This is a genomic window from Nocardioides sp. NPDC023903 (assembly GCF_040639295.1).
In the GTDB taxonomy this organism is placed as follows: Bacteria; Actinomycetota; Actinomycetes; order Propionibacteriales; family Nocardioidaceae; genus Nocardioides.
Window position 1 is genome coordinate 1 of sequence record NZ_JBEZZS010000033.1, and the last position, 25,689, is coordinate 25,689.

At 69.7% G+C, this 25,689-nt stretch carries 26 protein-coding genes; 11 read left to right on the forward strand and 15 right to left on the reverse strand.

Going from position 1 to position 25,689, the window contains the following annotated elements:
- Nucleotides 1–95 precede the first annotated feature (95 nt).
- A complete protein-coding gene (locus AB0F44_RS24580; protein ID WP_350662081.1) occupies nucleotides 96–434 on the forward strand; it encodes a hypothetical protein in 339 nt (112 codons plus the stop codon).
- Between the two features lie 57 nt (nucleotides 435–491).
- On the opposite strand, the gene eno is transcribed toward AB0F44_RS24580, so the two are convergent.
- Both eno and AB0F44_RS24590 read right to left on the reverse strand, forming a co-directional pair.
- Nucleotides 492–1,769 carry a phosphopyruvate hydratase gene (eno, locus tag AB0F44_RS24585; RefSeq protein ID WP_357359288.1) on the reverse strand — a complete coding sequence of 426 codons (1,278 nt, stop codon included), beginning with the start codon at nucleotides 1,767–1,769 and terminating at the stop codon, nucleotides 492–494.
- Between the two features lie 177 nt (nucleotides 1,770–1,946).
- Nucleotides 1,947–2,300, reverse strand: a complete 354-nt coding sequence (locus AB0F44_RS24590) for a helix-turn-helix domain-containing protein (RefSeq protein WP_357359289.1) — start codon at nucleotides 2,298–2,300, stop codon at nucleotides 1,947–1,949.
- Nucleotides 2,301–2,393: 93 nt separating this feature from the next.
- On the opposite strand from AB0F44_RS24590, the gene AB0F44_RS24595 reads away from it, so the two are divergent.
- Both AB0F44_RS24595 and AB0F44_RS24600 read left to right on the forward strand, forming a co-directional pair.
- Nucleotides 2,394–3,017 carry a malonic semialdehyde reductase gene (locus tag AB0F44_RS24595; RefSeq protein WP_357359290.1) on the forward strand — a complete coding sequence of 208 codons (624 nt, stop codon included), beginning with the start codon at nucleotides 2,394–2,396 and terminating at the stop codon, nucleotides 3,015–3,017.
- Between the two features lie 100 nt (nucleotides 3,018–3,117).
- A complete protein-coding gene (locus AB0F44_RS24600) occupies nucleotides 3,118–4,587 on the forward strand; it encodes an MFS transporter (protein WP_357359291.1) in 1,470 nt (489 codons plus the stop codon).
- A 25-nt stretch (nucleotides 4,588–4,612) separates the two neighbouring features.
- Here AB0F44_RS24600 and AB0F44_RS24605 read toward each other — a convergent pair whose 3' ends face one another.
- The 4 genes from AB0F44_RS24605 to AB0F44_RS24620 all read right to left on the reverse strand — a co-directional run bounded on the left by AB0F44_RS24605 (nucleotide 4,613) and on the right by AB0F44_RS24620 (nucleotide 7,202).
- On the reverse strand, nucleotides 4,613–5,041 hold the full coding sequence (locus AB0F44_RS24605) for a MazG nucleotide pyrophosphohydrolase domain-containing protein (RefSeq protein WP_357359292.1): 429 nt from the start codon (nucleotides 5,039–5,041) through the stop codon (nucleotides 4,613–4,615).
- Nucleotides 5,038–5,619 (reverse strand): NUDIX hydrolase family protein, encoded by a 582-nt coding sequence (locus tag AB0F44_RS24610; protein ID WP_357359293.1) that lies wholly within the window; start codon nucleotides 5,617–5,619, stop codon nucleotides 5,038–5,040. The genes AB0F44_RS24605 and AB0F44_RS24610 overlap by 4 nt, the downstream gene beginning before the upstream one ends.
- A 60-nt stretch (nucleotides 5,620–5,679) precedes the next feature.
- Nucleotides 5,680–6,075, reverse strand: a complete 396-nt coding sequence (locus AB0F44_RS24615; protein WP_357359294.1) for a hypothetical protein — start codon at nucleotides 6,073–6,075, stop codon at nucleotides 5,680–5,682.
- A gap of 83 nt (nucleotides 6,076–6,158) precedes the next feature.
- Entirely contained in the window at nucleotides 6,159–7,202 is a 1,044-nt protein-coding gene (locus AB0F44_RS24620) for an alpha/beta fold hydrolase (RefSeq protein WP_357359295.1), read from the reverse strand.
- Between the two features lie 43 nt (nucleotides 7,203–7,245).
- On the opposite strand from AB0F44_RS24620, the gene AB0F44_RS24625 reads away from it, so the two are divergent.
- A complete protein-coding gene (locus tag AB0F44_RS24625; protein WP_357359296.1) occupies nucleotides 7,246–7,623 on the forward strand; it encodes a hypothetical protein in 378 nt (125 codons plus the stop codon).
- Nucleotides 7,624–7,632: 9 nt separating this feature from the next.
- Here AB0F44_RS24625 and AB0F44_RS24630 read toward each other — a convergent pair whose 3' ends face one another.
- The 4 genes from AB0F44_RS24630 to mfd form a co-directional block, all read right to left on the reverse strand.
- Nucleotides 7,633–8,082 carry a hypothetical protein gene (locus AB0F44_RS24630; RefSeq protein ID WP_357359297.1) on the reverse strand — a complete coding sequence of 150 codons (450 nt, stop codon included), beginning with the start codon at nucleotides 8,080–8,082 and terminating at the stop codon, nucleotides 7,633–7,635.
- Nucleotides 8,042–8,659: a MarR family transcriptional regulator gene (locus tag AB0F44_RS24635; protein WP_357359298.1), complete on the reverse strand. Its 618-nt coding sequence runs from the start codon at nucleotides 8,657–8,659 to the stop codon at nucleotides 8,042–8,044. The genes AB0F44_RS24630 and AB0F44_RS24635 overlap by 41 nt, the downstream gene beginning before the upstream one ends.
- A 51-nt stretch (nucleotides 8,660–8,710) precedes the next feature.
- Entirely contained in the window at nucleotides 8,711–10,093 is a 1,383-nt protein-coding gene (locus AB0F44_RS24640; protein ID WP_357359299.1) for a hypothetical protein, read from the reverse strand.
- A 153-nt stretch (nucleotides 10,094–10,246) separates the two neighbouring features.
- The gene (mfd, locus tag AB0F44_RS24645; RefSeq protein ID WP_357359327.1) at nucleotides 10,247–13,762 is read right to left on the reverse strand and encodes a transcription-repair coupling factor; all 3,516 of its coding nucleotides are present in this window, start codon (nucleotides 13,760–13,762) and stop codon (nucleotides 10,247–10,249) included.
- Between the two features lie 187 nt (nucleotides 13,763–13,949).
- On the opposite strand from mfd, the gene AB0F44_RS24650 reads away from it, so the two are divergent.
- Nucleotides 13,950–14,960 (forward strand): aldo/keto reductase, encoded by a 1,011-nt coding sequence (locus AB0F44_RS24650; protein ID WP_357359300.1) that lies wholly within the window; start codon nucleotides 13,950–13,952, stop codon nucleotides 14,958–14,960.
- On the opposite strand, the gene AB0F44_RS24655 is transcribed toward AB0F44_RS24650, so the two are convergent.
- Both AB0F44_RS24655 and AB0F44_RS24660 read right to left on the reverse strand, forming a co-directional pair.
- Nucleotides 14,917–15,360, reverse strand: a complete 444-nt coding sequence (locus AB0F44_RS24655; protein ID WP_357359301.1) for a MerR family transcriptional regulator — start codon at nucleotides 15,358–15,360, stop codon at nucleotides 14,917–14,919. The genes AB0F44_RS24650 and AB0F44_RS24655 overlap by 44 nt on opposite strands.
- Before the next feature lie 42 nt (nucleotides 15,361–15,402).
- A complete protein-coding gene (locus AB0F44_RS24660) occupies nucleotides 15,403–16,173 on the reverse strand; it encodes an SDR family oxidoreductase (protein ID WP_357359302.1) in 771 nt (256 codons plus the stop codon).
- Between the two features lie 67 nt (nucleotides 16,174–16,240).
- On the opposite strand from AB0F44_RS24660, the gene AB0F44_RS24665 reads away from it, so the two are divergent.
- Entirely contained in the window at nucleotides 16,241–16,828 is a 588-nt protein-coding gene (locus AB0F44_RS24665; protein WP_357359303.1) for a TetR/AcrR family transcriptional regulator, read from the forward strand.
- Complete coding sequence (locus AB0F44_RS24670) at nucleotides 16,825–17,724, forward strand: M15 family metallopeptidase (RefSeq protein WP_357359304.1); 900 nt, start codon at nucleotides 16,825–16,827, stop codon at nucleotides 17,722–17,724. The genes AB0F44_RS24665 and AB0F44_RS24670 overlap by 4 nt, the downstream gene beginning before the upstream one ends.
- A gap of 1 nt (nucleotide 17,725) precedes the next feature.
- Here AB0F44_RS24670 and AB0F44_RS24675 read toward each other — a convergent pair whose 3' ends face one another.
- Nucleotides 17,726–18,508: a siderophore-interacting protein gene (locus tag AB0F44_RS24675; RefSeq protein WP_357359305.1), complete on the reverse strand. Its 783-nt coding sequence runs from the start codon at nucleotides 18,506–18,508 to the stop codon at nucleotides 17,726–17,728.
- 64 nt (nucleotides 18,509–18,572) lie between these two features.
- Complete coding sequence (locus AB0F44_RS24680; RefSeq protein ID WP_357359306.1) at nucleotides 18,573–19,277, reverse strand: hypothetical protein; 705 nt, start codon at nucleotides 19,275–19,277, stop codon at nucleotides 18,573–18,575.
- A 307-nt stretch (nucleotides 19,278–19,584) separates the two neighbouring features.
- Between AB0F44_RS24680 and AB0F44_RS24685 the strand changes: the two genes are divergently transcribed.
- The 4 genes from AB0F44_RS24685 to AB0F44_RS24700 are packed head-to-tail and all read left to right on the forward strand — an operon-like array spanning nucleotide 19,585 to nucleotide 24,755.
- Entirely contained in the window at nucleotides 19,585–21,006 is a 1,422-nt protein-coding gene (locus AB0F44_RS24685; RefSeq protein ID WP_357359307.1) for a polysaccharide biosynthesis tyrosine autokinase, read from the forward strand.
- Between the two features lie 2 nt (nucleotides 21,007–21,008).
- A complete protein-coding gene (locus AB0F44_RS24690; protein WP_357359308.1) occupies nucleotides 21,009–22,394 on the forward strand; it encodes a hypothetical protein in 1,386 nt (461 codons plus the stop codon).
- On the forward strand, nucleotides 22,387–23,427 hold the full coding sequence (locus AB0F44_RS24695; RefSeq protein WP_357359309.1) for an acyltransferase family protein: 1,041 nt from the start codon (nucleotides 22,387–22,389) through the stop codon (nucleotides 23,425–23,427). The genes AB0F44_RS24690 and AB0F44_RS24695 overlap by 8 nt, the downstream gene beginning before the upstream one ends.
- Nucleotides 23,428–23,450: 23 nt before the next feature.
- Nucleotides 23,451–24,755 (forward strand): hypothetical protein, encoded by a 1,305-nt coding sequence (locus tag AB0F44_RS24700; protein WP_357359310.1) that lies wholly within the window; start codon nucleotides 23,451–23,453, stop codon nucleotides 24,753–24,755.
- Here the strand turns inward: AB0F44_RS24700 and AB0F44_RS24705 are convergent.
- On the reverse strand, nucleotides 24,730–25,674 hold the full coding sequence (locus AB0F44_RS24705; protein WP_357359311.1) for a glycosyltransferase family 2 protein: 945 nt from the start codon (nucleotides 25,672–25,674) through the stop codon (nucleotides 24,730–24,732). The two genes, AB0F44_RS24700 and AB0F44_RS24705, sit on opposite strands and share 26 nt — an antisense overlap.
- Nucleotides 25,675–25,689 lie beyond the last annotated feature (15 nt).

The following is a 25,689-nucleotide window of genomic DNA, read 5'->3' on the forward strand; positions in this document are numbered from 1 at the left end:
CGTCACCGGCGGTGCCGTCACGAACTCCTGGCCGACCTCCAGCTCATCGAAGTACGGGCTCCTCGCCGTCGTCCGGCGTATGTCGCGCACTTGACATGAACATCAACGCCCGACGACTGGCACGTGTCATCGCCGTTCCTGCCGTCTGCGCGCTGGCGCTGAGCGCATGTGGCGGCGCCGAGCGCCCGTCCGCGGACGAGCTGTCAGAGTCGCTCAAGAACGGCAAGGCCGCCGACGTGCTCAAGCTTCCGAGCGCCTTGCCGGACTCTGCCGTGGACTGCATCGCCGAGGAGCTCGTCGACTCCGACATCTCCGACGAGGCCCTGGCGAACCTCATGGAGGGCAAGGACAACACCCGCGAGGAGAAGGACGAGGACGTCATCAACGACCTCTCCGAGGACATCCAGAAGTGCGCCTCCGATGCCATGAAGTAGATCTACCCTAACGAACTGCGGCCCGGTCCGAGGACCGGGCCGCAGTTCGCGTCTGTCTCAGGCCTGGTAGCGCGGGAAGGCGGAGGCGCCGGCGTAGCGGGCGGCCTCGCCGAGCTCGTCCTCGATGCGGAGGAGCTGGTTGTACTTCGCGACGCGCTCGGAGCGGGCCGGGGCGCCGGTCTTGATCTGGCCGGAGCCGACGGCGACGGCGAGGTCGGCGATGGTGGTGTCCTCAGTCTCGCCGGAGCGGTGGGACATCATCGTCTTGAAGCCGGCGCGGTGAGCCATGTCGACGGCGTCGAGGGTCTCGGTGAGCGTGCCGATCTGGTTGACCTTGACCAGCAGCGCGTTGCCCTGACCGCCCTCGATGCCGCGGGCGAGGCGCTCGACGTTGGTGACGAACAGGTCGTCGCCGACGAGCTGGGTCTTGGAGCCGATGGCGTCGGTGATCGCCTTCCAGCCGTCCCAGTCCTCCTCGTCGAGGGGGTCCTCGATGGAGACGATCGGGTAGGCCGAGACGAGCTCCGCGTAGTAGGCGGTCATCTCCTCGGCGGTCTTCTTCGCGCCCTCGAAGAGGTACGCCCCGTCCTCGTAGAACTCCGAGGCGGCCACGTCGAGCGCGAGGACGACGTCCTTGCCGAGCTCGTAGCCGGCCTTGCCGATCGCCTCGGCGATGAGGTCGAGGGCGGCGCGGTTGGACTCGAGGTTGGGCGCGAAGCCGCCCTCGTCACCGAGACCGGTGGCCAGGCCCTTCTCCTTCAGCACGGACTTGAGCGCGTGGTAGACCTCGGCGCCGACGCGCAGCGCCTCGGCGAAGGTCGGCGCGCCGATCGGCGCGATCATGAACTCCTGGATGTCCACGTTGGAGTCCGCGTGGGAGCCACCGTTGAGGATGTTGAGCATCGGCACCGGGAGCACGTGGGCGTTGGGGCCGCCGACGTAGCGGAACAGGGAGAGGCCCGCCGAGTCGGCGGCAGCCTTCGCGACCGCGAGCGAGACGCCGAGGATCGCGTTGGCGCCGGCCTTGGCCTTGTTGGGGGTCGCGTCGGCCTCGATCATCGCCTGGTCGATGGCGCGCTGGTCGTCGGCGTCGAAGCCCTCGATCGCGGGGGCGAGGGTCTCCACGACGGCGGTCACGGCGTTCTGCACGCCCTTGCCGCCGTAGCGCTCGCCACCGTCGCGCAGCTCGACGGCCTCGAAGGCTCCGGTCGAGGCGCCACTCGGGACCTGGGCGCGGGCGAAGGTGCCGTCGTCGAGGACGACCTCAACTTCCACAGTCGGGTTGCCTCGTGAATCGAGGATCTCGCGGGCGCCTACGGCGTCGATCGATGCCACTGAACTACTCCTGGGTCAGGGACGGGGTGTCGTCCGTCAGCCTATTACCCGGCCGGATGGGCCTGGCGATTGGAACGTTAACCGGTCGGTAGGACCTCTACGACCCACGCCCACCTGGTGTTCATGCCGAGGTCGGCGTCCCGGCCTGTGGCGGGCCGGTCTGACTTCACTGACCGGTCAGTCCCCGGAGCAGCGGTCGGCCGGAAGATGCGTGCCGGCCCACTCGGTGAGCGCGCCGAGGGTCGGCGCGAGCGCGGCACCGGACCCGGTCAGCGCGTAGCGGACCGCCACCGGCGGGCCTGGGTCGACCTCGCGGGCGAGCAGGCCCAGGCCGGCCAGCTCGCTGAGCCGCTCGGAGAGCATCGAGTCGCTGATGCCGGCCACCGCTCGCTTGAGCTCCGCGAAGCCGAGCGGGCCCTGGGTCAGGCTGCCGAGGATCACGCCGTTCCAGCGCTTGCCGAGGAAGTCGAAGGCCCGCACGAGCGCGGCATTGCACACCTGCGGATCGTGGGCGGGCTTCGTCGCGGGCATGCATCCCAGCGTACAGGAGTTGCCTGAAACCCGAGGTACTACTATTTTCGGAGTAACCGGAATATCCCTAGTAACCACGGAGTTCAGAGCAACATGACCGAGACCACTGCCCTCGAGACCACTGCCCTCGAGAAGCTGGACGACCGCGGCCGCCAGATCGTCTTCACCGGTGCGCGCACGTCCAACACCTTCGCCGACACCCCCGTCACCGACGATGAGCTCGCCGACGTCTGGGAGCTCACCCGCTGGACTCCGACGATGGCCAACACCCAGCCGCTGCGGGTCGTGTTCGTGCGCACGGGAGAGGGCAAGGAGCGCCTCCTCCCGCACATCGCCGAGGGCAACCTCGAGAAGACCAAGGCCGCCCCGGCGACCGCGATCGTCGCCTACGACAACAACTGGCACGAGGAGATCCCGAACGTCTTCCCGATCCGCCCGGAGATGAAGGACTACTTCGAGTCTGACGAGAACGCCCGCCACGGTGCCGGCGGCTGGTCCGCAGGCCTGCAGGCCGGTGCCTTCATCCTCGCCGTCCGCGCCGCCGGTCTCGCCGCCGGCCCGATCGCTGGCTACGACACCGCGGGCGTCGACAAGGAGTTCTTCCCCGAGGGTGACTGGACCACCAAGATGATCGTCAACATCGGCCACCCGGGCGAGAACCCGTGGTTCGACCGCCTCCCCCGCGTGGAGACCGAGGCCGCGGTGAAGTGGGCCTGACCCGCTGACCTGCGCGTCTGAGGCGCTCGCCTGCCGCCACGGCAGGCGAGCGCCTTTTGTTTTCGACGGAATACAGTTAGCCAAGCTAAACTTTGCTTCGATGCCCGTGACTCACACCAGCCCCCGCCTCACCTTCGCCATCGTCGCCATCGGCGTCTGCTCCTACTCGTTGCTGCAGTCGGTCTCCGTCCCGACGATGCCGCTGATCCAGACCGAGCTGGAGACCGACCAGGCGACAGGGTCCTGGATCCTGACCGCGTTCCTGCTCTCGGCCTCGGTCGCGACCCCGATCATCGGCAGGATGGGCGACTCGTTCGGCAAGCGCCGGATGTACGTCTGGAGCCTGGCCGCCCTCATGTCGGGCGCCCTCCTCGCCGCCGCGGCCCCCAGCATCGAGGTCATGATCGGCGCGCGAGTCCTGCAGGGGCTGGGTGGCGGCACCCTGCCGCTGGCCTTCGCGATCCTGCGTGATGAGCTGCCCAAGGAGCGCGTCGCCGGTGCGATCGCGGTGACCTCGTCCCTGCTCTCGATGGGCTTCGCGGCCGGGATCGTGCTGGCAGGTCCGGTTGCCGCGACCCTCGGCTTCCGGGCGCTGTTTCTGCTGCCCGCGCTGGTCGCGGCCGGCGCCGCGATCGCCGCGCTGTGGCTGGTACCCGAGTCCCCGGTGCTCACCCGTGAGCCGATCCCGCTGCTCCCCGCCGTACTCCTCGCCGGCTGGCTGGTCGCGCTCCTCCTCGGTGTCAGCCGGGCACCGTCGTGGGGCTGGACCTCGCCCGCCACCATCGGCCTGCTCGTTGCTGCCGTCGTGCTCCTGGCCACCTGGATCCGGGTCGAGTGGACCGTACGACAGCCGCTGGTCGACCTGCGCCTGATGGGCCGCCGCGGCGTCTGGACGGCCAACCTGGTCGCCCTGCTGATCGGCATCGCGATGTATGCCTCCTTCGGCTTCATCCCGCAGCTGACCCAGACCCCGCCGTCGGCCGGCTACGGCTTCGGCGCGTCGGTCACCGTCGCCGGCTACCTGATGCTCCCGACGGCCATCACCTCGTTCCTGTGCGGCCTCGTCAGCGCCCGGCTCGCCGACCTCATCGGGATGCGCCGCATCCTGGTCATCGGCGGCCTGCTCACCGCGGTCTCCCTGGCCATGGTCGCCTTCGTCCACGACGAGCCGTGGCAGATGTGCGTCGCCGCCGGGCTCTCCGGCTTCGGCACCGGCCTGGTCTTCGCCAACCTCGCCAACGCGGTCGTGGCCGCGGTGCCACCGGAGCACACCGGCGTCGCCACCGGGATGAACGCCAACATCCGCACCGTCGGCGGCACCATCGGAACCGCGGTCATGACCTCTCTGGTCACCGCCCACACCCTGCCGTCGGGCTACCCGACCGAGCAGGGGTACATCAACGGCTTCGGCTTCCTCACCATCGTCGCCCTCGGCGCGGCCCTCGCCGCCATGCTCATCCCCCTGGCTCCGCGAAAGGTCGCCCCCGCCGGCCGAGAGGTCACGTACGCGAACCGAGGCGTCGCTCCCGTCGGCCGAGATGGCACCGAGATGCCATGTCGGCCGACGTAACTGACGTCTCGGCCGACGTACGTGCCTATTCGGCGGGGTGGGCGCGTTCGGCGGCCTTGGCCGCCGACCAGAGCTGCTCGACCTCTTCGAGGGTGTAGCGGCGGCCGGAGGCGGCCTCGGGGCCGAAGACGTGCGGGTTGCGGCGCTTCATCTTGGCGGTGAGGCCGGCGATGACGTCGTCCATGGTGAACTCGCCGGCCTCCTCCGCGATAGCGGCGTGGAAATAGACCTGGAGCAGGAGGTCGCCGAGCTCCTCCTTGAGATGCTCGGGGTCGGCCTCGTCGATGGCCTCGAGGACCTCGTCGGACTCCTCGCGCAGATACTGCGCCAGCGACGCGTGGGTCTGCGACGACTTCCACACGCACCGCTCACGCATCAGCCGCATCAGTTCGAGGAACTCGACGAGCCCCTCCCCCGATGCGTACGTCCTGCCCTCGTCGTCGGCTGGGCTCAATCCAGCGCCCCGAACGCGCTCAGGCACTGCCGCAGCAGCGCGCCGCGACCACCCTCCATGTCCCCGACGACCTCGTCGGAGGCGGCCTCGGTCGGGGTCATCCAGGACAGCTCCAGGGCGTCCTGGCGCGGCTCGCACTCGCCGGTCACAGGGATGACGTAGACCAGGGAGACCGCGTGCTGGCGCGGGTCCTGGTAGCGCTCGCCGGGCCACGGGAAGTATTCGGCGACGGTCACCGGCACCGTGGTCAGGGGCAGGGTCGGGAAGGCGACCGGACCGAGGTCCTTCTCCAGGTTGCGCATCAGCGCGTCGCGGATCCGCTCACCGTGCAGCACCCGGCCGGAGACCAGCGACCGGGTGATCGTCCCGGTCGTGGGTGAGCCGCGCAGCAGCAGCCCGACCTCGGTGACCCGGCCGTCGGGGTCGACACGTACCGGGACCGCCTCCACATAGAGGATGGGCACGCGCCCGCGGGTCTCGCCCAGCTCCTCCTCGGAGAGCCACCCGGGCTCGGTGTCCCACTCGTTGCCGAAGGGCTCCTCAGGGAAGGACTGCTCGCCGAAAGCCTCCATCGTCATGCGTCGATCCTGCCAGACACAGGCGTACGTCACGGAGCAACGGCGCCGCAGAGTGGACTCTCAGCGACGCAGCAGCAGGAAGCTGTCGGCCTTGAACGCCTTCTCGACCATCCACCAGGAGAAGCCGTCGTAGTAGGGGCGCGCCTCGTCGCGGTCGAGGATCCGCGGCTGGGTGGCGGCGTGGTCGCGGCCCTTCCAGGTGATCGTGCACTCGCCGGCAGCCAGCACGTTGCGGACCCAGTTGGTGCCGGCACCCCACGGGAGCGTGATCACGAACACGTCCTCGGTGTGCAACAGAGCGACCGGGAGGCTCAGGTCGCGCCCGGTCTTGCGGCCCCGGTGGTGCACCACGGCCCAGAGCGGGAACAGACGGCGCCCGGCCAGGGTCCGCATCATCGGGGCGGTCGCTTTCGCCATCCGCCAGGAGTCGTTGCTGGGACTGATCGTCGTCGTCATGCTCCCCACTGTGCCCAGGAGCGCGGGGTCGCCGCTTCCCGGACAGTGGGCAGTCGCACTGACGGGTTTCCGTCAGTCCATCCTCAGGCAGCGCCGTTGCGGATCGCCCAGGCGGTAGCCTCGGCGCGGCTGCGTACGCCGAGCTTGCGGTAGAGATTGGCGGCGTGGCGCTCGACGGTGTGCTCGGCGATGCCGAGGTCCCGGGCGATCGAAGCGTTCGTACGTCCGGTGGCGATCAGCCTAAGCACCTCGTGCTCGCGGGTGGTCAGTGCCGTTGCGGCCTGCCCCGAGGCGAGCGCCGACCCGCGGTGCACCTCGCCGGTCAGGAACCAGCGGCTCACCATGGCGAGGTCGCGGGCTCCGCCCTCGACGAACAGCGTCGGCGTGCTGCCCTCGAGCTCGACCAGCGTCCCGTTGCGTACGCCGTCGGCGAGGCGCCGGGACACCTCGACCGGGATCTGGCTCGCCGCCTGTCGGTGCAGCACGAGCGTCGGTGCCACCACCTGGTCGAGGAGGTCGCTGACGTCCAGCCGGGCGGCCTCCGCGAACCAGTCGCGGGCGACCGCGGGCGTCGCGGCGGTGCGGAACGCCTCGGCGACGCGGCCGGCGTTCTCACCCGATCCCCACCCCAGCCAGGCGGTCGCGGCGGCATCGGCGAAGAGGTCCCAGTCCTGCTCGACCAGCGACAGCAGCGCCTGCGTCTGCGCCGGGCTCATCGCCTCGCGCATCCGCGCCGCTCCGCCGAACAGGAGCATCCGGTCGACGCGTTGCGGGTTGGCGGCTGCGTACGCCACTGCCGCCGCGACCGCGTGGTAGTAACCGAGCAGGTTGACCCGGTCGGCACCGACCGCCTCGATCACCGCTTCCAGGTCGCGCAGGTGCGCGTCGAGGCCGAGGTCGCCGGCCCGGCGGTCCGAGGAGCCGGTGCCGCGGCCGTCGTAGAGCACGAGCGTCAGGTCCTGGCTCAGTCGTTCGTAGGCCATCCGCAGCGCAGGCACCCGCCACTGCGCCCGGATGTTGCTGAGCGAGGGCATCCAGATCGTCACCGGCCCGCTCCCGACCGCCTGATAGGCGATCGCGATGTCGTCGCTGGTCTGCGCGTAGCGCACCTCTGGCTCGCCGGTCACGCGGCCATTCTTGCGCCTGGGAGGGGTGAGTAGCGTCCTTGTCATGAACCGAGTCCTCCTCATCGGGCTGGCGCCCGAGGCAGTCGACCTCTCCGACGCACCGATCGACCTGGCTACATTGAAGGAGCGGATCGCCGTCGGCAACGCCGAAGTCGCCGATGCCGGCTACGACGCGCTCTCCTGCGAGATCGGCACCGGCGTCGACGACGCCGTCGCGCAGGTGCGCGAGGCACTCCAGAAGCAGCCCTGGGACATCGTCATGATCGGCGGGGGTGTCCGGGCCGTCCCGGCCCACACCGAGCTCTTCGAGGCGATCGTCAACCTGGTCCACGAGCTCGCGCCCGAGGCCCGCTTCGCCTTCAACGCCGGCCCGGACACGACCCTGGCGGCGCTGCGCCGCGCGGCCGGCGACCGGGGCTGACGGGCCGGGTCAGGCCAGCCGCGCCACGGCGGCGTCGTAGAGCGTCTGCGCTGCCTCCGCGGCCGCGTCGGCGGCGGCGTGCGTCACCGGCTTACCGAGGTAGTTGTTGGCGTTGCGGTCCAGGCGCATCACGTCGTAATGGGCGGCCGCATCGCGCGGTGGCGGAGTGTCGAAGATGGCGGCGAGGAAGCTGCCGACCTTGACATGGCCACCTGCGCCGTACGTCGTCTTGTAGCCATAGCCCGCAAGGACGGCCTCGCCGACGTCGTGCGCGGCCTTGTAGGCGAGGTTGTAGCGGTTCTCGGTGCGGGTGACGTTGGGTACGTCGGCGAGGGCCGACTCCGCGCCGGCGAGGAAGGCGCGGGCCTTCTTCTCATCCGGTCTCACGGCGCGCAGGGCGCCGGAGCGTACGAGCGCGTCAACCGCCTTCTGCTGCGCCGGGGTCAGCGGCACGGGCATCCGGTCCTCCTCCATAGATCTCGATCACCGGGCTGGCCCGGACCTCCTCGAGGAACCCGGTCTGCTCCTCGGCCTCCTCCGGGCTCATGATCGTCGGGTTGACGATGCGCCCGACGCTGTCAGAGACCTCCCGGCAGACGCGGTAGACGGCCCGCGCGTCGGGGCTGCCGATCACCATCAGATCGATGTCGTTCGGCGGCGGCCCCGGCTCGCCCTTCGCCCTGGCCGCGAACGACCCGAAGAGGAACGCCCGCTCGATCCCGTCGAGGTCCTCGAGGGCCTCCCGGAGCAGTACGACCGGGCCGGTGACCGTCAGCAGGATCTCCCGCGTCGGCGCCAGCAGCGGACTCTGCTCGTTTCCCCTGATCAGCCGGGTCCTTCCGACACGACGGTCGACGAGCAGACCCGCCTCGAGCAGCCGCGCGACCTCGCGATGAACGGTCGGATAGGGCAGCCCGGCGCGCTCGGCGAGGTCGGTCATGCTCATCTCCTCGGCCGGGAGCAACAGCTCCGAGAGCAGCAGCGCCTGCGCCTCCGACCGGAACAGAGGCGCGAGCACCGGAGCCTGACTTCTCACAAAATGGATAATAACCTCCATTTTGTGGATACGAAACCCTCGGCCCGGAACTCACGCGGCGACAGGCGCGTTCAGGGTGGCCGCGAGGCCCGGCATCACCGACCCCACCTGGATGACCGCGTCAACAGTCTCGTCCCGAAGGTGCGCACGGTGGGTCAGCACCGTCGCAAGGACACTGAGCCAGGACTGCACGACCGCCCCTGTCACACGGTGAGCGAGTGTCGCCTGACGTACGTCATCCAGCAATGGCGCAGGAAGCGCGACCGACAGGTCGGGAAACATCGATGGACCATGGATGGCGGCGACCTGGAGATCCCCACGGGCTCCCATCACCAGCTCGTTGTCCACCAGGCGCCAAGCACGGGCTGCCGCAACAGCCTCGTCGACGTCGGCCAACAACCCGACCACGACGTCGACGATGTGCGGGGCAGCATGCCATCGTCCATCGGGCGGCAGGCCGTCGATCGTCGCAGCGAACGCGACCGGACCTGTCCCGGTCAGCTCTTGGTCCGTGGTGAGCTGGTCCGCGACCGCAACCGTCAACAGATGACTGGTCACGATCGTCTTGACCATCCGCCGAAGGTTCTCCTCCGGGAAGGGGTCGTCGCTGTTATCGCTGTCCAACCAGTCGCGCGCAGCCGGCCAAGCGGTGCGGCTCCAGGTAAGACCGATTCCGTCGACCAGCGTCGACGTGTCCTGGGCAAGGCGGTCGAGCGCGGCACTTCTCCCGACGCTTCGCGCCGCTGCGCGTGCCACCAGTTGCGGATGGCCGGACGCTCTCGCCGCCTCCAAAGGAAACGCGATGTTCACCAACCCGATCATGTCCTCTATCGAGAACCCACGGATCATGGCGGCATGGGCGGCCACCAGCGGCGTACGCGGTCCCCACCGCTGGTGCGGATCCCAGGATGGAACGGAAGGCAGTGCCCATATCCCACCGGGTGCGCCATCCGAGCGCCGCAAGCCCGCGCCGTGCCCGACATACTCAGCCTCAGCAACATCGATCGCATCATCGTTCATCGCTACGAGCGCCCCCTCGGGCACACGATGGAGCGACCAACGCAGGGGGATGACGCTCGATGGCTCCGCCTGGTAGGCGTCGAGGCTGGCTGCCTCGACGGGGGCGCCGAGCTCGAACGTGACCTGCACCATCCCGGCGTCGAACCGCTGGCTGTACGTATCGCCCGGGGCGATACGACCATCGATCAGCCGCCAGGCGAGCTCATTGAGGATGACAGCCGCATCGTGGGCGCTGAACCGCCAGTCATGGCCGGGGTCTTCGCCCGCATTCGGCCGCGCCCACATGTGCACCTCAGGCAGCCCGCGTTCGGCCAATCCGACCGTGTAGGCGAAGTCTCGACTGTCGTCCTCGTTGTGAAAGACCGCCAGGACCTGCCACGACGGCTCCCTCGAAAGCTCCTGCTTCTCCGTCATGTGCCCACCGTAGATCTGAGCACCGACATCGAGGCCGGGCCGGGATATCTCCCCATCCAAAGGTAGGTTCCCCACGCACCGGGGCGTGGGGAACCTACCGACGAGGTGGGAAAGATCCGGGTGAGTGGGGTGTTGCTCGGTCCCGGCGCCGCATCACTTCAGCGGGTCGATGATCGCGTCGATGACGACCCTGGCCCAGTCGAGGAGGTCGGGGCCGTCTAGGGGCTTGGCGGGGAAGCCGGAGGAGACCGGGCGCGGGACCATGATGGTGTCCAACTGCGGCTTGACCAGGGACTTCGGGTACATCCGGTTCAGTCGGACGACGCGGGAGTCGGGCAGCGAGACCGGGTGGAAGCGTACGTTCTTGCCGGCCAGGGTGACCTCGGAGACGCCGGCCTGGCGGGCGCGGGCGCGGAAGCGGGCGACCTGGAGCAGCGAGGAGACCGCTGCCGGCGGCTTGCCGTAGCGGTCGAGGAGCTCGGCGGCGACCGACTCGACGTCCTCGTCGGAGCGGACCTCGGCCAAGCGCTTGTAGATCTCGAGCCGCAACCGCTCCGAGGGGATGTAGTCGTGGGGCAGGTGGGCGTCGACGGGGAGCTCGATGCGTACCTCGTTGAACTCCTCGGCGGCACCGTCCGGACCGGCCTTGAACTCGGCCACGGCCTCACCGACCAACCGCACGTAGAGGTCGAAGCCGACGTCGGCGATGTGGCCGGACTGCTCGCCACCGAGCAGGTTGCCGGCGCCTCGGATCTCGAGGTCCTTCATCGCGATCGCCATGCCGCCACCGAGGTCGGAGTGCTGCGCCAGCGTCGCCAGACGCTCGTGGGCGGTCTCGGTCAGCGGCTTCTCGCCGGGGTAGAGGAAGTAGGCGTAGGCGCGCTCGCGCGAACGGCCGACACGGCCGCGCAGCTGGTGGAGCTGCGACAACCCCAAGGTGTCGGCGCGCTCGATGATCATCGTGTTGGCGTTGGAGACGTCCAGGCCCGACTCGACCAGCGTGGTGCACACCAGCACGTCGAACTCCTTCTCCCAGAAGTCGACCATCACCTGCTCGAGCTGTTTCTCGTTCATCTGGCCGTGGGCGACCGCGACCCGCGCCTCGGGCACCAGCTCGCGGATCCGCGCGGCCGCCTTCTCGATCGAGTTGACCCGGTTGTGGATGTAGAAGACCTGTCCCTCGCGGAGCAGCTCACGCCGTACCGAGGCGACGATCTGGCGATCCTCGTAGGCCCCGACGTACGTCAGGACCGGGTGTCGCTCCTCTGGCGGTGTGGTGATCGTGGACATCTCCCGGATGCCGGTGATCGACATCTCCAGGGTGCGCGGGATCGGGGTCGCGGACATGGACAGGAAGTCGACGGAGGTGCGCAGGCGCTTCATCGCCTCCTTGTGCTCGACGCCGAAGCGCTGCTCCTCGTCGACGACGATCATGCCGAGGTCCTTGAACCGGATGTCCTTGTTGAACAGGCGGTGGGTGCCGACCACGATGTCGATCGTGCCGTCGGCGAGGCCGGCCATGACCTCGGCCGCCTCCTTGTCGGTCTGGAACCGGGAGAGCCCGCGTACGTTGACCGGGAAGCCCGACATCCGCTCCATGAACGTCGACAGGTGCTGGGAGACCAGCAGCGTCGTCGGCACCAGCACCGCGACCTGCTTGCCGTCCTGGACCGCCTTGAACGCCGCCCGCACCGCGATCTCGGTCTTGCCGTAGCCGACGTCACCGCAGACCAGCCGGTCCATCGGCACCGGCCGCATCATGTCCTGCTTGACCTCGTCGATGACGGCGAGCTGGTCGGCGGTCTCCTGGAACGGGAAGGCGTCCTCGAGCTCGCGCTGCCAGGGGTTGTCGGGGCCGAACTGGAAGCCCTTGGTCGCCTGCCTCGCGGCGTAGAGCTTGATCAGCTCGGCGGCGATCTCGCGGACCGCCTTGCGCGCCCGGGCCTTGCGCTTCTGCCAGTCGGCGCCGCCGAGCCGGTCGAGGCTGGGCTGCTCGCCGCCGACGTACCTGGTGACCTGGTCGAGGGCATCGGCCGGGACGTAGAGCCGGTCGGCCGGTCCGCCGCGCTTGGAGGCGCCGTACTCCAGGACGAGGTATTCGCGGGTCGCGCCCTGCACCTCGCGCTGCTTCATCTCGATGAACTGCCCGACGCCGTGCTGCTCGTGGACGACGTAGTCGCCGGGCTTGAGCTCGAGCGGGTCGATCTGCTTCTTGCGCCGCGCGGGCATCTTCACCATGTCGCGCGTGGACGACTTCTGCCCGGAGATGTCCTCACCGGTGAGCACCACGAGCTGGTTGCCCTCGTCGATGAAGCCGTGGTTGAGCCGGGCGTGGACGACGGTGACCGTCTTGTGGACGGGCTTGGCGGTCTCTTCGTCACCCTCTGCCAGGCGGGCCGGGACGTCGCGCTCCCCCAAGGCTTCGACCGTACGCTGCGCCGTGCCGTGCGCGGGCTGGACCACGACCACGCGGTAGGAGTCGTCGCGCCAGCGCTCGATGTCGGTCAGGGCCGCAGCGGTGTCGCCGCGGTAGGCATTCGCGGGCTGCCAGTCGATCTTGCGGGCGGGAACGCCGACGACGTCCGGATCTGCAAGATCGGCGTTGGCGTCGTCGAGGCCGAACGGGCTGACCGACCACCACGGCTTGCCCAGGGAGATGGCGTGGGCGCGTACGTCGGCGAGGTCGCGGTAGGAGGCCGCGGAGAGGTCGATCGGGGCGACTCCCCCGCTGGCCGCGGCGGCCCAGGAGGCGCCGAGGAACTCGTCGGCGGTGGCGACCAGGTCGTGGGCGCGGCTGCGGATCCGCTCGGGGTCGAGCAGCAGGACGTGGCTGTCCTCGGGGATCAGGTCGAGCAGCAGCTCCATGTCGTCGATGAGCGCGGGCGCGAGCGACTCCATGCCGTCGACCGCGATCCCGGCGGCGATCTTGTCGGTGAGCTCGATCAGGGTGGGGTGGGCCTCGCCGAGCGCCTTGGCGCGCGCCCTGACCTCCGGGGTGAGCAGGAGCTCGCGGCACGGCGGTGCCCACAGCCGCTCGGTCTCGCCGCCGTGCTCGGCAGGGATGGCGCGCTGGTCGGCGACCGCGAAGTGGCGGATCGAGTCGACCTCGTCGCCCCAGAACTCCACGCGTACGGGGTGCTCCTCGGTCGGCGGGAACACGTCCACGATGCCGCCTCGGACGGCGAACTCGCCGCGCTTCTCGACCAGGTCGACGCGGGAGTAGGCCGCGTCGGCGAGCTTCTGCACGACGACGTCCAGGGTCGCCTCCTGACCGGTGATCAGCTCGACCGGCTCCAGGTCGCCGAGGCCCTTGACCTGCGGCTGCAGCACGCTGCGCACCGGGGCGACGACCACCTTCAGCGGTCCGTGGGCACCGTCCGCGTCCGGGTGCCGGAGGCGGCGGAGCACCGCGAGCCGACGGCCCACGGTGTCCGACCGCGGGGAGAGCCGCTCGTGCGGCAGCGTCTCCCAGCTCGGGTAGTAAGCGACCGAGTCTGGCGGGAGCAGGTCGGTCAGGTCGTTGACCAGGTCCTCGGCCTCGCGGGAGGTCGCGGTGACCGCGAGGACGGTGCGCTCCTGGCGTACGAGACCGGTGACCACGAACGGGCGCAGCGCCTCCGGCCCGGTGACGTCGAGCGCCAGCATCCGGCCGCCCTTGGCCTCCGCCATCACCTCGCTCAGGGCAGCATCGCGCAGGACGAGATCGGCGAGCGGGGCGAGGATCACGGGTGACTCCAAAAAGACAGGCAAGCACGAGAGCCCCCGGCCGGAAAGACAGGGGGTGCTGGCACCAGTCTAGAAGACGTGTGTAAAGACGTTTGACTTCGAGCGCACGCGAGGCCTGAGCGTGGATCGCATGAGATACACGACCATCGGATCAGGCGCCGGATCGCGGCGCGTCAGCAAGCTCGCGCTCGGCGTGATGCGGTTCGGGACGGACACGGACGTCGAGACGTCGTACGCGATCCTCGACCGCTTCGTCGAGGCCGGCGGCACCTTCGTCGACACCTCCAACAACTACGCCTACTGGGCCAACGGCACCCAGGGCGGCGAGAGCGAGACCGTGCTCGGGCAGTGGCGCCGCGACCGCGGGATCGGCGACGAGCTCGTCATCTCCACCAAGGTCGGCGCGCGCCCGACCGACGTCGTCGAGCGCGTCGAGAACGGATGGATGAACCAGCGCAACCGCACCTGGGAGGGGCTGGCACCGGAGAACGTACGCGAGCAGGCCGACCGCTCCCGCGAACGCCTCGGCGTCGAGCGGCTCGACCTCTACTACGCACACGTGCCGGACACGAACGGCGTGCCGCTGGAGGAGTACGCCGCGGGCTTCGCCGCCCTCGTGAAGGACGGTGTCATCGGCCAGTTCGGGCTGAGCAACCACTGGTCCTGGCAGGTCGAGCGGGCGCGGGCGGTCAACCCAGAGGAGGCGCGGCCGAGCGTGCTGCAGTATCACCACACCTATCTGCGGATGCGCACCGACATCCCCAACCCGCGGCTCTCGGTCGACGGCGAGATCGGCGTCGCCGACGCGTCGCTGCTCGCCTACCTGCGGGCGACGCCGGGGCTGACCCTGGTGGCCTACACGCCGCTGCTCACCGGGGCCTACACGAATCCTTCGAAGCCGCTCGATCCCGCCTATGACCACCCGGGGACGCCCAAACGCCTCGCGGTGCTCGACGACGTCGCGGCCGAGACCGGCGCGACCCGCAACCAGGTCGTGCTGGCCTGGATGCTCGGCGACGCGCTCCCGGTGATCCCGCTGGTCGGGGCCTCATCCGTGGCCCAGCTCGACGAGAGCCTGGCGGCGGTCGACCTGGAGCTCAGCGAGGAGCAGAGGGCTCGGCTCGACGCTGCTGGGCGATGAGCTCGGCGTCGGGATCGGTCTCCCCCACGGCCGCGGCGTAGTAGGAGACCTTGAACTCGATCGCGTCGAGATGGGCGGCCGTCTCCTCCAGTTGCGCGCGCACCCGGTCGCGGTGTGCGCGCAGCAGGGCGAGGCGGGCTTCCTCGTTGCCGGAGCCGTCGCGGACCATCTCGGCGTAGCGCCGGATCTCGCGGATCGGCATCCCGGTCGACCGCAGCCTGGTGATCAGCGTGATCCAGCCGAGGTCGCCCTCCGAGTAGGCGCGGTGGCCCGAACCGTTACGGCCGACCCCGAGCATCAGCCCGTCACGCTCGTAGTAACGCAGCGTGTGCGCGGTCAGGCCGGTCCGCGCGGCCACCTCGGCGATGCTGAGCCCGTTGCTGTGCGCCTGCGTCGTCATGGACCCAGTGTCCTGGTTCGAGTGCACTCGAAGTCAAGCCACTCAGAGGGCCGATCCGCCGGTCACATCGAGCGTCTCGCCGGTGACCCAGCGCGCCTGGGGCGAGGCGAGGAAGCCGACCGCGTCGGCGACGTCCTCCGGCGTGCCGATCCGGCCGAAGACCGACAGCGCGTCGGCCTGCGCCCGCGGCCCGGGCAGGTTGATCCAGTCGGCGTTGATGTCGGTCTCGATCACGCCGGGGAGGACCGCGTTGACCGTCGCTCCACGTGCAGCGAGCGGCGCGGCCAGCGAGCGGGTGAGGTTGTTGATGCCGGCCTTGGCCGCGGCGTACGTCAGGTGAGTCGGCGCCGCCACCCGGGTGTAGCCGGTCGACACGTTGATCACCCGGCCGCCCTCGCGCAGGTGCGGAGTGATCGCCTGGGTCAGGAACATCGGCGCGATCAGGTTCACCTCGAGGACGCGCCGCGCGGTGACCGGGTCGAGCTCGTGGAGCTCCTGGTTGCCGTTGATGCCGGCGTTGTTGACAAGGATGTCGAGCCCGGCAACCTCATCGAGCACCGTCTCCTCGACCGCGGCCGCGGTCCACGCCTCCGCGATCTCCGCGGCGGCCTTCGCGCCGTCCTCGCCGAGGTCCGCCTCGATCAGGACTGCTCGGGCCCCGGCTGCCTCGACGAGCCGCGCAGTCTCCTCGGCGGCCGCGCGGTTCGAGCCGTAGTGGATGCCCATGAGGCCGACACCGTCGGCGGCCAGACGTACGGCGATGGCGCGGCCGATCCCCCGGGAGGCTCCGGTGACGAGTGCGTTGCGGGTCATCTCGGTCTCATTTCTGTAGTAGTCGCTAAATAACGCTCTGGGAGTTAATGTAGGGATCACTATGGAAATGCGCAAGCCCTCCCGCGGACGACCGCGCTCCTTCGACGAGGACGCGGTGCTCGACGCCGTGATGCGGGCGTTCTGGGAACACGGGTACGAAGGCACGAGCGTCGCGACACTCGAGGCCGCGACCGGGTTGAAGGCACCCAGCCTCTACGGGGCGTTCGGCTCCAAGGAGGTGCTCTACCGGACCGCCCTCAAGCGCTACGCCCGCGAGCACGGCAACGTGCTCCGGCCCGACGGACCGGCACGCGAGGCCATCTCTGAGTTCCTGTACGAGGCGGCCGACCGGTTCAGCGAGAACGGGCTGCCGCCGGGCTGCATGGTGTCGACGGCTGCGCTGGCGCTGGGCACCGCCCAGCGTGGCGTCGCCACCCGCCCGGCGAAGATGCGCTCCGAGACGCTCGCCGGAATCGAGCAGCGGCTGCGGACCGCGATCACCGAGGGCGAGCTGCCCGCCGGGACCGATGCGGGCGCCCTGGCCCGGCTCTTCGGCGCGGTGATCCAGGGGATGTCGGTGCAGGCGATCGACGGCGCCACCCGGCAGGAGCTGCGCGGCCTCGCCACGGTCGCGATGGATGCTTGGCCACGATGACGCGGGACGGATCGGCGAGAGCCAGGACGTACGTCGCCGGGTCGGCGGTCCTCCTGCTCACGCTCGGTGCGTGCGGCGGGGCGCCCGAGGCCGAGCCGTCGCCGACGACCAGCGCCGTGGCTCCCTCGACCTCGGCGGAGCCGTCACCCAGCGACGTACCTTCGTCTTCGTCTCCGGCTGTCGCGAAGCCAGGTACGGTCCCGCCGCCGTGGCTCGGCACCCGGGTGCTGAAGGAGGACGCCGAGGGCTACGGGATCGCCGGGCCGACGCCGAAGGAGCTGCGCAACCGGGCGTGGACGCTGCCGGACATGATGCCGATGCTGCCCGGTGACGGCTTCGCGGCCGAGGTCGACATCGCGCCGGACGACGTGATCGCGCGCTCGACCTGGGTGCCGGGCTGCCCGGTCTCGCGGCAGGAGCTGGCCTGGGTACGGATGACGTTCTGGGGCTTCGACGGTGCCCGCCACACCGGCGAGATGCTGATCAACGCCCGGGTCGCCGAGGACGTCGTCGGGGTCTTCCGGCAGCTCTATGACGCGAGGTTCCCGATCGAGCAGATGGACATCACCACGAAGGCGGCCCTGGACGCGCCGCCGACCGGCGACGGCAACGGCACCGGCGGCTTCGTCTGCCGTCCCTCGGTCGGCCAGACCTCCTTCTCCCAGCACGCCTATGGCCTGGCGATCGACCTGAACACCTTCCAGAACCCGTACGTCAAGGGCGACCGCGTCATCCCCGAGCTCGCCCGCTGGTACCTGAACCGGTCCAGGAAGGCGCCCGGGATGATCCACCCGAACGATGTGGTCGTCCAGGCCTTCGCCGACATCGGCTGGGAGTGGGGCGGCGACTGGAACTCACTGAAGGACTACCAGCACTTCAGCGAGAACGGCACCTGACTCAGGCGGACTCGGCCTCGGCGAGCTCGCGCTTCCAGTCGCGGAAGGTCTCTTCGGTGCGGCCGCGGCGCCAGTAGCCGGAGATGGAGAGCTCGGCCTTCGGTACGCCGCGCTCCTTGAGGAGATAGGGGCGGATGCCGTGCATGGTCACCGCGGCCTCGCCGTGGACGAAGGCGTGGACACGGCCGTCGAGCCACTTCAGGTCGCGGATGGCGGTGACGAGGGGCTGCTCGTGGCCCTCGGCGTCCTCGGCGGCGTGGTGGGTGTGACCGCCGGTGACCAGCCAGGTCACCTCGACGCCGTCGGGGTGGTCGAGGGGCTGCTCGTGGCCGAGGTCCGGGACGTCGATGACGGCGTAACCCCGGGCGTCGGTGGGCAGTGCGGCCAGCGCGGCGCGGATCGCGGGCAGAGCGGTCTCGTCGCCGGCGATCAGGTGCCAGTCGGCCTCGGGGTCGGGCGAGTAGGCGCCACCGGGGCCGCGAGCCGCGAGGGTGTCGCCGGGCTTGGCCGCGGCGGCCCAGGGACCGGCGTACCCCTCGGTGCCGTGGACGACGAAGTCGATGTCGAGGGTGCCGTTCTCGACCGAGGGGTTGAGAGCGGTGTAGGTGCGGACCACCTCGCCGTCCGCCTGCGGGAAGACCAGCTTCACGTAGCGGTCGGTGAAGACGCTGGACGAGAAGGCGCTCAGGTCCTCGGAGCGGAAGCTCACCCGGATCATCGTCGGGCTCAGCCGCTGGGTGGCGGTGACGACGAGGATGGTCTCAGGCTTTGCGGGACGGCTCATGTAGGCAACCCTAACTTGCCCTCAAATGGAGCACAGCAAACCGGCCGCAGTCAACCAACCGCGGTCAGCCCGCCGACCGGGTGGAGTGCGAGGACCGGGGCTGGGTGGCGTCGGCAGGGAGTGCCGGCGCGGGGATGGCGGGAGCGGGGCGCTGGGGCTTGGTCACCAGCGACAGGCTCGGCTCGAGCACCCGCAGCAGCGACTCGACGTGGCCGCGGGCCTCGGTCACCAGCCGCCGGGCCTCGCGCGGGGTCCGCTTCTTCAGGTCGAGCAGGTCGTCGTCGACCGGCCGCCGGACCCGCCGCCGAGCCTTCTGCAGCGGCGCGAGCTGGACGAGCGTACGCACCCGGGTGGCCGCGTCCGCCTCCGAACCCGCGGGGCCACCCAGGGCCGTACGTCCCAGGAGGTCCCCGAGCGCGGCGATCTCGACGAGGGTGAAGGTGCGCTTGACCGCCGCGGGCACGAGCTTGGCGACCTCGCTGCGATGGGAGCGTTCGGCGGTGATGATCAGGTCGGCGCTCTCGATGTCGTCGACGTCGAGCGGGTAGGCCTGGTGCCTGGTCAGCCGGACCCCGGCAAGAGCCACCTCGGAAGCGATCATCGGGTCCATGTCGTAGCCCTCGAGCGCCTCGCTGCCGGCCGAGATCACCGTGATGCCGTGGCGGGCGAGCCCACCGACCTGGCCGACGCCCTCACGGAGCATCGCCTCGATCGCCGGCGATCGTCGTACGTTCCCGCTGCAGACGACCAGGATCGTCGCGGTGTCCATCCCTGCCTACCTTCGAAACAGTTGCCTGCCGGTTCTCGAGCGTGGACGTCACATCCACGCGGCCAACCCCCCGAACGTGACGGACAGACATTACGCAGTCGGCGTACGGCTCCAGAAACTGACGGCGGATCAATCCCCCATTTGGGTGAACGAGCCGGACACCCGGCCCTGTCATCCCCAAAACGGGGTGAGGATGTGCGATGGCCCGGTGGCCCTGCCCTGACGGCGCCACCCATTGCCTCGGGCTCCGCTTCGGCGGGTGAGTCCCGGACAAGCAGCCTGGCAAAGACATCGGATGGAGTGACCGTTGGACCTGCGCGACTATGTCGCTGCCCTGCGAAAGCGCTGGTACATCGTCGCGGTGCTCGCGATCATCGGCGCCGGCGCGGCCTTCGCGCAGGCGCACGCGAGCCCGCCGCAGTACCGCGCGCAGAGCACCGTCTTCGTCTCGATCGCGCGCGGCGCGACGACCCAGGAGCTGGTCCAGGGCTCGACGTTCACCCAGGACATCGTCCAGTCGTACGCCAAGCTGGCGACGATGCCGGTGGTGCTCGACCAGGTCATCTACGACCTCGACCTCGACACGACCCCCAAGGCTCTGGCCGAGGAGATCACCGCCGAGAACCCACTCGACACCGTGATCATCGAGATCGACGCCGTGGCCACCACCAGCACCGGCGCCTCCGACCTTGCCAACTCGGTCGCCGACGAGCTCACCACCACGATCACGAACCTCTCCCCCAGCTCCAACAAGAAGTCTGCGGTCGAGGTGACCGTGGTCGCCCGCGCCGACCCGCCCCAGGAGGCGTTCGCACCACGTACGCGACTGGCCGCTCTGGTCGGTTTCGCCGGCGGCTTCGGCCTCGGCGTCGCGATCGCCGTGGTCCGTGCCCTTCTGGACACCCGGGTCAGGACCGCTGCCGAGATCGAGCAGCTCACCGACGTCGGGCTCCTGGGGGCGATCCCCCGGCGCCGTGGCCAGCGGCGCTCGCGGGGCGCGGTGACCGCGATCGACCCGCACAACGTCGCCGCCGAGGCCTATCGAAGGCTGCAGACCAACCTGCAGTTCCTCGACGCCTCCTCGCCGGTCCGCTCGATGGTGGTGACCTCCTCGATCGGCGGCGAGGGCAAGTCGACCACCTCGATCAACCTGGCCCTGGCGATCGCGGAGCAGGGTCAGCGCGTGCTGCTGGTCGACGCCGACATGCGCCGCCCGGCGGTCGCCGACTACTGCGGCTTGGAGGGAGCGGCCGGGCTGACGACGGTGCTGATCGGGAAGGCCGAGCTCGACGACGTCGTCCAGGTCTGGGGCGACGCCAACCTGCACGTGCTCACCATGGGTGAGATCCCGCCGAACCCCGCGCAGCTGATCGGCTCACCGCGGATGGCCGACCTGCTGGAGGAGGCGCGCGCCGGCTACGACGTGGTCATCCTCGACTCCCCGCCGCTGCTCCCGGTGGCCGACGGCGCGATCCTATCCCGGCTCACTGACGGTGCCCTGGTGGTCGCCAACTGCCGTACGATCCACCGCCCGCAGGTGCTCGAGGCTATCGACAGCCTCGAGGCCGTCGATGCCCGCTGCCTCGGCATCGTCGCCAACCAGGTCCGTGACACCGCCGCGCACACCTACTACGGCCAGCCGGAGCAGGGCTGGTTCGCCCGCCTCCTCTCCGGTCTCGTACGTCCCCGGGAACCGCGCCAGCAGGGCTACCCGGCCGCCGGGAGCTGAGCATGGCCGTCGCGACGGCGGTCCGGGTCCGCACCGGTCGATCCGGGCGTACCCAGCGCGTCGAGCGCACCGGCTGGGAGGTGCTGACCGCTCTCCTGGCCGGTGCCGCGGCGTTCCTCGCCGGGACCGACTTCGATCTCGTCCGCGGCCTGACCGTGGGCGGGCTGATCGGGGCGGCCCTGGCACCGGTCTGGATCCGGGAGGCGAGCCGCTACCGCGGTGCGGCCCTGGGCGGCGTACTCCTTCTCGCCTGCCTCTTCTCCGCGCTGGCGCTCGCCACCTGGCGCTCGGCGACCCACCCGCCGACCGAGGCGGGCGTGCTGTTCGAGTTGGTGCCGGTCGTCTCGGCCGCGATGTGCGTCGGAGCTCTGCTGTGGGCGCAGCAGGTGCTGTCGCCGGGGGTCGTGGTGTGCCTCTACGCGATCGGCTCGTTCATGACCTCGACTATGGGCTCGCGCTTCGCCGACGAACCGTGGCGGTTCGGGTTCGCGACGCCGTCGACGATGCTGCTGCTCGGTGCCTGCATGCTCATCCGGCGGCGTCCTCGCAAGAGGCTCCTCGCGGACATGACCGTCCTCGGGATCATCACCGCGGTCACCGCGCTGTCCGGAGCCAGGTCGATGAGCGCGTTCCTGATCATGACCGCCGTGCTGCTGCTGTGGCAGCACCGGCCGAGAACGGCCAAGCGAACCACCTCGGCCCTGCTCTCGCTGGTGCTGGTGGGGGCGCTGGGGTTCGGGCTCTACCGAGCGCTGGAGGGCGCCGCACTCGACGGCTACCTAGGCCAGTCGGCCCAGGAGCGCACCGCGGAGCAGACCCAGGCCGCCGGGTCGCTCATCCTCGGCGGCAGACCCGAGATCGGGGCCACGGTCGCACTGATGCTCCACGAGCCGCTCGGTTACGGCGCCGGCGTCATGGCCACGCCGACCGACATGCAGGCAGCCAAGCAGGGCATGTCGCGTCTGGGGTACGACCCGGACAACGGCTACGTCGAGCACTACATGTTCGGCACCCGGATCGAGGTGCACTCGCTGATCGGCGACCTGTGGATCTGGTTCGGGCTCGCCGGGCTGGTGCTGTCGGGGTGGCTGCTGTGGCTCGCCACCATCTATCTCGGCCGCAGCATGGCCAACCGCACCGGCACCGCGCTCGGCATCTTCCTCGCCCTGCAGCTCGGCTGGAACCTGTTCTTCGGCCCGATCATCAGCTCGCTGCCCCCGCTCGCGTTGGCGCTCGGGGTGTTCCTGCTCCAGCGCAAGGAGGCTGCTGTCGAGCCGTCCCCGCCGGCCCCAACGGCACGAAAGCCGGCGGCGCCGCGGCGCCGCCAGGGCAGTCAAGGCCAGCGCGCTCGCCGCCGCTACCTCGCCGGGGGTCCGCAGCGTGCGTGAAGGCTGGATCGACTCCGCGCGCGGCCTGGCGATCATCCTCGTGGTGCTCTTCCATGCCGTGATCAACCTCGACCTGGTCGGCCTCGCCGGCCCCTGGTCGCGGCTGGCCTACACCCTCGATACGTTCCGGATGCCGCTGTTCTTCTTCCTCTCCGGACTCCTCGCGCCTTCGCTGCTCGCCCGCCCGCTGCGGGAGGTGTTGCGCACCCGGTGCCTGAACCTGATCTACCTGTACGTCCTGTGGTGCCTGCTCCTCGGCGCCTTCCGCGCGCTCCTGCCACACTCCCCACCAGGTGGCGTCGCCGCGGTTGCCCGGGTGCTGATCGAGCCCAACGTCTACCTCTGGTTCCTCTACACGCTGTGCCTGTTCACGCTCGTGGGATGGCTGACCCGTCGGCTCCCCGCGTGGCTCGTCGTCGGCACCGCGCTGATCGTCTCCGCGGTCTTCGCCGCCGGGCTCGTCTCCACCGGCGACGTCCCCTGGGACAAGACATTCCGCTACTGGTTCTTCTTCGTCCTCGCCTCCCGCGCCGCACCCGCGGTGCGCTCGGTCGTGCCACGGATGCGGCCGGCGCACGTGGCCGGGGCAGGAGTGGCGTACGTCGTGGTGCTGGGGTTCTTCCTCTACGTCTCCGACGACCGGATCATCTTCGTGCGGCCGATACTGGGCCTGCTCGCGGTAGCCGCCGGCTGCGGGCTCGGGGTGATGATCGCCCGACTCCCGGCTCTCGGCTTCGTACGCCACCTAGGCACCCGCACGCTCCCCATCTACGTCGTTCACGCCTTCCCGATCACCGCCGCCGCGGCCCTGCTCACCGGCCGCAACATCGACTGGCCCCCAGGCGCCGGCCTGGTGGCCGTGCCCCTGTTGACGCTCGCCGCGATCTTGCTGGCGCTGGCTCTCGACCGGCTGGTCACCGGCCGCATCCGCGGCATCTTCGACTTCCCGATCGCGCACTGGGCCGCGAAGCGCAACCCGCGACCGACCACTCTCCTCCCTCCAGAGAACCTAGCCCCGAGGACGCCGTCATGACTCTGTCCGAGACCTCCTTCAACATGAAGCTGCACACCGTCCGGCGCGACTCGGGACGCCTCTACAGGGAACTGCTGCGCAACCAGGAGCTCGAACCAGCAGTGCTCGTCGAAATGCAGCGCACCAGGGCCATCGAGATCGCCGAGTTCGCCCGGACCCAGACGGTCTTCTACGCCAAGCACTTCGCCGACGCCGGCATCGACCCAGGCCGACCGCTGACGCCGGACGACTGGACCCGGCTGCCGCTGCTGAACAGGAGGATGCTCAAGGAGCACTCCGACGACGTCAGCTCGTCGGAAGCCACGCCTCGAAACTCACGTAGGGCGCTCACGGGAGGAAGCACCGGCGAGCCGCTCAGAGCGATGCATGACTCCCGCGTGCCGACACTCGCGCTCGCTTGGCGCATGTACACATGGTGGGGTATTCAGCCATGGGACAACCTGGCCAGAATGGCCCGTTGGGGTTTCGGGCGTTTCGACACGCTCAAGAACGATGTCGCTTGGTGGCCGTCGAAACAGCGCTATGCGGATGCGGGACTCATGAGCCCCGAGTCGATGCGACAGTTCCATGCCGAGCTCACCAGGGCTCGGCCAGCGCTGCTCGAGGGGTACGTCGTGTCGACTGCCGCTTATGCCGACTTCCTCGAGGCCGAGGGTCTCCGGCTGCCATCGCTGCGCGCGGTCGCGACGACCGCCGCACCGCTCGATCCAGCCACCCGAGGTCGCCTCGAATCGGTCTTCGGGATACCGGTCCACGACGAGTATCGGAGCGCAGAAGTCGGCTGGATGGCAGGCGAGTGTCACGAGCGCAACGGCCTGCACGTGTTCGCCGATGCCCGCGTCATCGAAGTCGTCGATGAGCAGGGGCAAGTGCTTCCGCCAGGCGAAACCGGTGACATCGTCGTCACCGATCTCACCAACCGGGTATTCCCGATCATCCGTTATCGGCTCGGCGATCGGGGGAGGCTGCTCGATCGGCAGTGCCCTTGCGGCATCGGCCTCCCGCTCATGGCCCCGCCCGAAGGACGCGCCACGGACCTGCTGTACACCCCCACCGGCCGCACACTCGGTCAGGTCACGGGAATCTTCAGTGATGTTCCGGAGGCCGTGCGCCAGATGCAGGTCCACCAGCACGCGGACTACTCGGTCACCTTCCGTGTGGTCGAGGGCAGTGCTCCGGACGCCCGAGCTCACGTGAAACGGAAGATCGACCTCCTGCGGAACCGGATCGACAACGAGGTTCCTGTCACGATCGAGTACGTCGACTCGCTGCCTTATACCGGTGCGAAGCTGAAGTACGTGGTCAGTGACGTGCCCCGGGACCACTGACCTGGATCTCCGTCCGGAGATACTCGTTGATGTGTGAGCCCCAGGCGCCGCGAACCATCCCGACACCCCGATACACCAACCGGGTCCCCCGCGCCTGGTGGGCAACGGAACCGGTCAGCTGACCGCCAAGCAGGCGCAGACCTCCCAAGGCGACACGAGCAACGCCGCGCGCCGTCTCCTGGGCCCGCACGATGCCCCGCCTGCCGGACGGCGCGAGATAGACCCGCACTCGGGAGTCGGAGTTGCCGACGCGAGAGAAGCGGGCGCACAACCATTCCCGCGTCGCACGGCTGGCCGGGACCAAATCGTAGACCGTTGCCTCGTCGCACCACACGATCCGGCCACCGGCGCCCGAGAGGGCGCGGGTGAAGACGGTGTCGGAGCCACCGGAAATGCCGAAGCCGAGATCGAAGCGCAGCATGCCGACCTGGGCCATATCGAGGAGAAGGTTGTTGGTCGCGGCGGTGGTGACAAGAGTTCCGGTCGCATGCCGCGGGCGCACAAAGGATCCGGCGACGATCCAGGGGTCCAACTCATCGGGAAAGCGCGAGACCACCGGCCCGACGACGGCAGCGGCGCCGGTCTCCTCCCAGCAGGCCAGCAGGGTCGACAGCCACTTCTCCGAGGGCTGCTCGTCGTCGTCGATGAAGACGACGATCGCTTCTGGCCCGGCCTCGTCCAACGATCGGTTGCGGGCAGCGGCAATGCCGGGGGTCGGCTCATGCACGTACCGCACACGTACGTCGCCCCCGGCCGCCTCAGTCACAGCGGAGGCGGCGCTGGGCTGCTCGTCGTTGTCGACGACGAGCAGCCGCGAGCCAGGAACCAGGTCGAGCTGGGCTCGGAGCATGCCGATCGCCTCGGCCAACCCCTCGGGTCGCCGGTAGGTGAGCATGCAGACCCAGACCGGCTGAGCCATCGGACCTGTCATCCC

Excerpts from the sequence above, each read along its gene's own strand:
- AB0F44_RS24630 (WP_357359297.1), bottom strand. The coding sequence starts at position 8,082 with ATGCCCGTGCCGCTGACCCCGGCGCAGCAGAAGGCGGTTGACGCGCTC.
- AB0F44_RS24670 (WP_357359304.1), top strand. The coding sequence starts at position 16,825 with ATGACGCGGGACGGATCGGCGAGAGCCAGGACGTACGTCGCCGGGTCG.
- AB0F44_RS24610 (WP_357359293.1), bottom strand. The coding sequence starts at position 5,619 with ATGACGATGGAGGCTTTCGGCGAGCAGTCCTTCCCTGAGGAGCCCTTC.
- AB0F44_RS24615 (WP_357359294.1), bottom strand. The coding sequence starts at position 6,075 with ATGACGACGACGATCAGTCCCAGCAACGACTCCTGGCGGATGGCGAAA.
- AB0F44_RS24655 (WP_357359301.1), bottom strand. The coding sequence starts at position 15,360 with ATGACGACGCAGGCGCACAGCAACGGGCTCAGCATCGCCGAGGTGGCC.
- AB0F44_RS24675 (WP_357359305.1), bottom strand. The coding sequence starts at position 18,508 with ATGAGCCGTCCCGCAAAGCCTGAGACCATCCTCGTCGTCACCGCCACC.
- AB0F44_RS24595 (WP_357359290.1), top strand. The coding sequence starts at position 2,394 with ATGACCGAGACCACTGCCCTCGAGACCACTGCCCTCGAGAAGCTGGAC.
- AB0F44_RS24660 (WP_357359302.1), bottom strand. The coding sequence starts at position 16,173 with ATGACCCGCAACGCACTCGTCACCGGAGCCTCCCGGGGGATCGGCCGC.
- AB0F44_RS24650 (WP_357359300.1), top strand. The coding sequence starts at position 13,950 with ATGAGATACACGACCATCGGATCAGGCGCCGGATCGCGGCGCGTCAGC.
- AB0F44_RS24700 (WP_357359310.1), top strand. The coding sequence starts at position 23,451 with ATGAAGCTGCACACCGTCCGGCGCGACTCGGGACGCCTCTACAGGGAA.
- AB0F44_RS24665 (WP_357359303.1), top strand. The coding sequence starts at position 16,241 with ATGCGCAAGCCCTCCCGCGGACGACCGCGCTCCTTCGACGAGGACGCG.
- AB0F44_RS24600 (WP_357359291.1), top strand. The coding sequence starts at position 3,118 with ATGCCCGTGACTCACACCAGCCCCCGCCTCACCTTCGCCATCGTCGCC.
- AB0F44_RS24705 (WP_357359311.1), bottom strand. The coding sequence starts at position 25,674 with ATGGCTCAGCCGGTCTGGGTCTGCATGCTCACCTACCGGCGACCCGAG.
- AB0F44_RS24690 (WP_357359308.1), top strand. The coding sequence starts at position 21,009 with ATGGCCGTCGCGACGGCGGTCCGGGTCCGCACCGGTCGATCCGGGCGT.
- mfd (WP_357359327.1), bottom strand. The coding sequence starts at position 13,762 with ATGGCGGAGGCCAAGGGCGGCCGGATGCTGGCGCTCGACGTCACCGGG.
- AB0F44_RS24625 (WP_357359296.1), top strand. The coding sequence starts at position 7,246 with ATGAACCGAGTCCTCCTCATCGGGCTGGCGCCCGAGGCAGTCGACCTC.
- AB0F44_RS24590 (WP_357359289.1), bottom strand. The coding sequence starts at position 2,300 with ATGCCCGCGACGAAGCCCGCCCACGATCCGCAGGTGTGCAATGCCGCG.
- AB0F44_RS24580 (WP_350662081.1), top strand. The coding sequence starts at position 96 with ATGAACATCAACGCCCGACGACTGGCACGTGTCATCGCCGTTCCTGCC.
- AB0F44_RS24640 (WP_357359299.1), bottom strand. The coding sequence starts at position 10,093 with ATGACGGAGAAGCAGGAGCTTTCGAGGGAGCCGTCGTGGCAGGTCCTG.
- AB0F44_RS24680 (WP_357359306.1), bottom strand. The coding sequence starts at position 19,277 with ATGGACACCGCGACGATCCTGGTCGTCTGCAGCGGGAACGTACGACGA.